Source organism: Halomonas sp. SpR1, from assembly GCF_031010175.1.
Taxonomy (GTDB): domain Bacteria; phylum Pseudomonadota; class Gammaproteobacteria; order Pseudomonadales; family Halomonadaceae; genus Vreelandella.
On record NZ_JAUAMB010000070.1, the window covers coordinates 1 to 5,563 of the forward strand.

At 53.9% G+C, this 5,563-nt stretch carries 12 protein-coding genes; 4 read left to right on the top strand and 8 right to left on the bottom strand.

What is annotated here, in order from left to right; translation table 11 throughout:
* The 8 genes from QT231_RS24005 to QT231_RS24040 all read right to left on the bottom strand — a co-directional run.
* Nucleotides 1-352: hypothetical protein (locus QT231_RS24005; RefSeq protein WP_308339289.1), on the bottom strand; the 352-nt coding region annotated here is incomplete at its 3' end.
* A gap of 10 nt (nt 353-362) precedes the next feature.
* On the bottom strand, nt 363-740 hold the full coding sequence (locus QT231_RS24010) for a hypothetical protein (RefSeq protein WP_308339290.1): 378 nt from the start codon (nt 738-740) through the stop codon (nt 363-365).
* Entirely contained in the window at nt 721-1,068 is a 348-nt protein-coding gene (locus QT231_RS24015; RefSeq protein WP_308339291.1) for an ogr/Delta-like zinc finger family protein, read from the bottom strand. Before QT231_RS24015 ends, QT231_RS24010 begins: the two co-directional genes overlap by 20 nt.
* Complete coding sequence (locus tag QT231_RS24020; protein WP_308339292.1) at nt 1,061-1,252, bottom strand: hypothetical protein; 192 nt, start codon at nt 1,250-1,252, stop codon at nt 1,061-1,063. The genes QT231_RS24015 and QT231_RS24020 overlap by 8 nt, the downstream gene beginning before the upstream one ends.
* Nucleotides 1,253-1,290: 38 nt before the next feature.
* Nucleotides 1,291-1,494: a hypothetical protein gene (locus QT231_RS24025; RefSeq protein ID WP_041158941.1), complete on the bottom strand. Its 204-nt coding sequence runs from the start codon at nt 1,492-1,494 to the stop codon at nt 1,291-1,293.
* A 35-nt stretch (nt 1,495-1,529) separates the two neighbouring features.
* Nucleotides 1,530-1,736 (bottom strand): hypothetical protein, encoded by a 207-nt coding sequence (locus QT231_RS24030; RefSeq protein ID WP_308339293.1) that lies wholly within the window; start codon nt 1,734-1,736, stop codon nt 1,530-1,532.
* A gap of 40 nt (nt 1,737-1,776) precedes the next feature.
* On the bottom strand, nt 1,777-2,046 hold the full coding sequence (locus QT231_RS24035; RefSeq protein WP_308339294.1) for a hypothetical protein: 270 nt from the start codon (nt 2,044-2,046) through the stop codon (nt 1,777-1,779).
* A 141-nt stretch (nt 2,047-2,187) separates the two neighbouring features.
* Entirely contained in the window at nt 2,188-2,499 is a 312-nt protein-coding gene (locus QT231_RS24040) for a hypothetical protein (RefSeq protein WP_308339295.1), read from the bottom strand.
* A 90-nt stretch (nt 2,500-2,589) separates the two neighbouring features.
* Here QT231_RS24040 and QT231_RS24045 point away from each other — a divergent pair, with 90 nt between their 5' ends.
* The 4 genes from QT231_RS24045 to QT231_RS24060 all read left to right on the top strand — a co-directional run bounded on the left by QT231_RS24045 (nt 2,590) and on the right by QT231_RS24060 (nt 5,139).
* On the top strand, nt 2,590-3,258 hold the full coding sequence (locus tag QT231_RS24045) for a S24 family peptidase (RefSeq protein ID WP_308339296.1): 669 nt from the start codon (nt 2,590-2,592) through the stop codon (nt 3,256-3,258).
* A 65-nt stretch (nt 3,259-3,323) separates the two neighbouring features.
* A complete protein-coding gene (locus QT231_RS24050; RefSeq protein ID WP_308339297.1) occupies nt 3,324-4,592 on the top strand; it encodes a BRCT domain-containing protein in 1,269 nt (422 codons plus the stop codon).
* A gap of 24 nt (nt 4,593-4,616) precedes the next feature.
* On the top strand, nt 4,617-4,922 hold the full coding sequence (locus QT231_RS24055; protein WP_308339298.1) for a hypothetical protein: 306 nt from the start codon (nt 4,617-4,619) through the stop codon (nt 4,920-4,922).
* Nucleotides 4,912-5,139, top strand: coding sequence for a hypothetical protein (locus QT231_RS24060; RefSeq protein WP_308339299.1), 228 nt, complete (start codon nt 4,912-4,914; stop codon nt 5,137-5,139). Before QT231_RS24055 ends, QT231_RS24060 begins: the two co-directional genes overlap by 11 nt.
* Nucleotides 5,140-5,563 lie beyond the last annotated feature (424 nt).

Sequence of the window (5,563 nt, forward strand, 5' to 3'; positions counted from 1 at the left end):
CCACCAGGGCTTGGCGGGCGTGGCTGGCCAGTTCACGGCTGGGGTGCTGGGCGCGGTTGCGCAGCTGGTCTTTCAGGCCGCTGGCGTAGTCGCTCATGCGGTGGATGGCGGCGCGGATCGCCTCGCGCTCCGGCTTGGCGAAGTGGCCAATCTGCTGGGTGGCATCGGCGGTTAGCCCGGCACTTTTCAGCACTAGGCGGCGCTCCGGGAAGGGGAGATCCGCCCAGACGCTGATTAAGTCTTGATCCGCCACGCGGCTGTGCAGCTCGGCGCGGAGTTCGCCAAAGCCAGCCCGGTCGGTGTGAACGCGGGGCGGCGCTTTGCGTGTGGGGAGTGCGGTCACGTTGGTCATGGCGGGCACCTCAGTGTTCAAGGACGATAGGGCGGCGGGTATCGGCATCGACCACCTGGGCCAAGCCTGCGTCGCGGGCCTGCTGGATCATGCGGTCGAGGTCGCGGGCGGTGAACACCACCGGGCAGCCGTTGCGGGTGCGCAGCACCACCACATGGGACGTGCTGGCGGTGAGGTCGATGGTTGCATCCAGATTGACGCTATCCAGATCCGCGAAGGCTTGGATGGCGGCCACTTCGGCGGTGGATTCGCTGATGCCGTAGTCATGCACCAGGGTGCCGATGGTGATGCGCAGCGCCTCGGCGCGGCTATCCCAGCGGTTTTGCCAGAGCACTTCGGTGGCGATATCGAAGGGGGCTTTTGTGGCGTTAATGGGTGTGACGTTCATGGCGGTTTCCTTTTGGTTTGGTGATCTCTTCTATGCCCAGACGCATCTGGCCTTCGGCTTCCAGGCGTATCTGCCGCTTCAACCACGCGCCAAACTTGATGTTCACGTTGGGGTTCGGCTGGTAGCTGGGCACAAGCGTTTCGATAATTCCCAGGCTGGCCTTACAGCGGAACCCGCAGGCAAACTCATTGGTGCAGTGCAGATAGAGCTCGCGGTAGTCAGGTAGATGCGTCTTCGAAGTCCGCACCTTCATGTGGCTACCGCAGTGAGGGCAGTCGACGCGGAGTCGGCTGACCTCATGCATGGCTATCTCTGTGTTCTCAGTCACTGCGCCCCCTGATGTCATAGAGAGCGCGGCCTCTTCCGGTGAGGCTGGCTGTACCCTTGCGTAATCGGCGGCGGGCGAGCCATTCAGCTGCTTGGTCGAGCGTTTCAAGCCCTTGCTGTTGCCGCACTGCCTCTAGCTGGGTGTCCAGCTCTTCGTCCAGTGCTAAGCGAAACTCATGGGGCATTTTTGGGTGCTCCTTTTGGGCCTTTTTTGTGCCTGCTTTTACGACGCACGTTGGCCCATACTGGTATTCACGATGTCGCTAACGCCGAGTGTTTCGAGCGCTTCTTTCAGCACCAATTGGCGCAGCAAGGTGGCTTTCGACATGCCGGTGTAGTCGACCAGGGCGTCAATCAACTTGGCTTCGTAGTCGTCCAAATTGATGGCGGCATAGCGTTGACGGATGCGACGGGTGTCTTGGTGCATGACGGCATTCCTTATGCAGAAGCACGAACAACGGCTTATTCAGCGGAGAGGGTGTCTTGGTCGTATTGGGCAATGCCGCGCAGCATGAGCATGCGAGCGGTGGCCGACATCGAACGCATTTCCAGCTGGGTAATGCGTTCCAGGTGGGTACGCTCGGCTTCGGTGAGGTAGGTCATGATTGGCGAGTTACACCCTTTGGGGGCATAAATCGGCTTTGGGGCAATGGTGTTAGTGGTGGCCATGGGTTAGGCTTCCTTAATGAAGTAAAAGACTTTAAAAAGGTCAGGCTGAGGCGACGATTAGCGTCCACGACATTTTTTGAGCCCCTGGCTGAAGCGGGGCGAATGTAGCGGTGATCTCGGTTGCACCAAAGCCATTAAGAATCAGCAAGATGTTGACGAACTCTTGGAAGGGCATTGGCTTTTCCTGAGAACGGGCATTGAAGCTTTCGAGCCCTTCTTGAGCACTCTCGACGGTAAGCACCCCTTGGGTTTTGTTTACCGTTAGTTTTTCCACCGTGATGAGCGGTGGCATATCAGCAGGTGTGGCCATGGCAGTGGCTCCCTAGTTTTTTCAATTTCTTATTGCCCGAGGAGGGCTTTGATATGACGGATTCCGCTCCAATCAACCCGGTAAACAATCCAGAGCAGGCGGCTCACGAGGTTGTGCTGGAACTGACTAAGAGTGGTGTTTTTAACTCTGCCAATCCCCTTCCTGCCGGGGATCTTGGGGAGCAAGTTGCCCAAGCGATTGTTGCTGCTCATAAGGGGCTGTCGAGTTACTACAAGACGCTTTCGACGACTGATTGATTTGGATTAGGCCGTCATGTAGAGCGATGGCTAATGCGATGGATTGTTTTTGTAGCTCCTCGCCTTTACAGCCTCGCTTAGCAAGGTCGCCAATGGCGTCGGTAAGGGCTTGGCTAGCCATTTTGGTTTGATAGCCATAAATGGTGACGGATGTTAGCTCAGCACTATCGCGTGCTTTTTCAGCAGGTGTGGCCATGGCAGTGGCTCCCTTGCGGTGTGTTGTGAAGTAAAAGACATCATTAGAATGGAATCAAATGATTTCATTGTCAATGGGGAATGAAATTAAATGAGTTCTATAGGGATGCGTTTGCGTGAAGAGCGGGTAAGGCTAGGCTTCTCTCAAACGGAGCTTGGTGACATCGCTGGCATCACGAAAAACACCCAAATGCTCTATGAGAGCGAGAAGCGTAGCCCCAAAGCTGATTACCTTTCGGCTTTGCATGCTGTCGGGGTGAACACTCATTACGTTCTTACAGGGAATCGTTCGATTTCATCAAGCGGTGAGTCATTGAGCTTGGCAGCTAATGAGCCGGGGCCGGATCTCTCCCCCGTAAAGATGTACGACATTGAAGCTGCAGCCGGAGCAGGGCGCAGTTTTGAAGGCGAGCCGGTAAAAACCACGCTCTACTTTTCGACGGTCGAGCTTTCCGAACAGGGCCTAGACCCCGCCCAAGTGGTGGGCATTAAAGTGCGTGGCGATTCGATGGACGGCACCCTGGCCGATGGTGATTGGGTGCTGGTGGATCGCAGCAACCGCGACCCTAAGCAGGAAGGGGTGTTTTTGTTGTTGGTGAGTGGCGAGCGCCGGATTAAACGGGTGCAGCGCCTGGCGGGCGGGGCGCTTTACTTGATAAGCGATAACGACCATTACCAGCCGGAAATGATCAAGCCGCAAGATATGCACGATGTGGAGATACTTGGACGCTGTGAAATTCGTATTGGGCGGGTCGTTTAACTGTAAAACCATAAAGGCAGTTAGAAGGTTTTGAGACTGCAAAAAGTAAAATGGGGAATAAGGGAATGGATGTTCTTGCGGGCTTAGCAGGTGTTGCTGCCTGTGTTGCTTTTTGGATTTTGCTTACTAAATCAATGAAGATTAACGGTATGTCGGGGTGGTGGCGGCATTTGTCTGCTGCTTTCTGGTCGCCGTTTGCCTTTCTAGGTGGCTCAATGCTAATCGGCAGCTTGCTGGGGCTAACGGATTCAGAAGGTAACCGATTGGGAGCCGCTGGAGCCATTGGCGGTATAGCAGTGCTCATGCCTTTGATTTTTCCACTGGGTATTTCATGGCGAGGCGCAAAGCGCAAGCTAGCAAGCTCGGCAGCCGCTTCGTCGCCGCATCAACCTATCATTACACCAGAGCGTGCATCTCAAGCATTCGTAGAGTCCCCACCAGAGCCAGCGCCTGTATCAGAGCCATCTTCTAAGCCAGAATCAGTCGATAAGCAGCCATCACCAGAGCCACTCACTACCACCGAACAAGCGCCAATAGGCGCATGGCTAGCAGTCGATAGCGCATTAGTTGAGTTTGAATATCAGAGTGAAGAAGAGCCTATCGTCATTTATGCCGCTAGGGTATGTGATACCCATGTTGCTGGAGCGCTGGAAGGTGAGAATTTCGATGCAGTAGAGCGTGAGTATGCCTTTAGCGGTTTCAAAAGCGCGGTAACGCTGCCGCTTGAAGATAGCCTTGAAGTACCGGTTGACCAGCTATGTGGCTACTTACTAGCCAACTACCCTGATGATTTGAGTGATGACGATAGTGCTTGGGAGGAAGAGCCACCGACCAAAGAGGTTGAATCGGTGCCCAGTGCTACCGGCAACCTGCGTTTTGTTTATCGCGATGCGGATGGTAATGAAAGTACCCGCGAGCTGACTAACTTCAAGATGAGTGCAGGTAAAGTGCGTGGTATTTGTCTTGATCGTAACGCGATACGTACTTTTCGCCTTGAACGCATCGTGGAGTTCTTGGAAGGCGAGGAACAGCTTTATGCAACTAAGGCTAAGCCTCGCTCCCGCCCTGAAATGCCTGACGCAGTGCGTTCTGGCAATCCTGAAATCACTTTCTCTGGCTTTGATGCCAAAACCCGCGCTTCGCTTGAGAAAACTGCTCAAGCCCATGGGTTTGTGGTGCGCAAGTCGGTGACTAAAAACCTGGATTACTTTGTTGCTGGCCAGAGGCGTAGTGGTGCCAAGCTTGTTGAGGCTGAAGAAAAACCAGGCTGTAGTGTGATAGATAAAGAGGGTTTTCTTTGGCTCGTGGCGACGGGTGAGGTTGCCACTGAATGAGGAATTAACGATGAAGGTAGCAGCATGATACGTGTGTTAGAGCAGGTGACCGGAGGCGTCATCAAGCGTTTTCTGGATAGCAAAGGTGTGCCGAAGAACTGCCCCTTGTGTTCGCAAGATGAAATGAGCATTTCCATTTTTGACCCGGAAGGCGAGCAAGCGGGTACCGGTAAGGCGCCCGCTGTCAGAGTAATTCATGAGCTGCCGGACGGAACACACCGGGGTTACGGCGAGTTTCTTCGCGTGTGCCTGAACTGTGGATATATCCACTATATTCGTGATACCGAGGTGTTGGCTTTTATGGACGAAGGGGGCGACAATGAGCTTTAAGAAAGTAACTCATATAAGGCCGCTTGATGGCGGCGGGGAGCCACCGGATATGGAGCGATTACGCCAATTAGAGCAAGAGGTGGCCATTATCAAAGAGACCATGGCCACGAAAGAGAGCTTGGCTAAGATGGAAACCAACATCATTAAGTGGAACGTGGGTACCATTGTCGCCGTTTCCGCGTTGGTATTTGCCATTATCCGTTTCGCGGGCAACTGAGCCTTACTAGATCCTTCTCGCCACCTCTCCTCGTATGTTATCCGCCTAATACTGCCCCTAGCGCTGCTACCAGCGCTGGGTGCTTAGACATCTCCCACACGCTAGCTTTCCATTGGCTCTTCTGCTCTGGCGGAATGTTTTGTGATTGGTCGATTGCCTGCTCTAGCTTCTGGAAGTAATGATTAACCTCAGTATTTTGTACTGAGACGCTAGCATGCCCGCCGGTAGTAGCAATAGCTGACTGGTTAAATGAACCGCTAAAGTTATTGTTTACTGTTTGTGGTGGTTGCTTGGGTACGACGTCACCCCCTTATTGAGTAGCGCTACACTTTAGAGTCCGATCCTATGCATAAGGAGATTGGACATGAAGAAGCGTTTCAGTGAAGAACAGATCATTGGCTTCCTGGGCGAAGCCGAAGCGGGA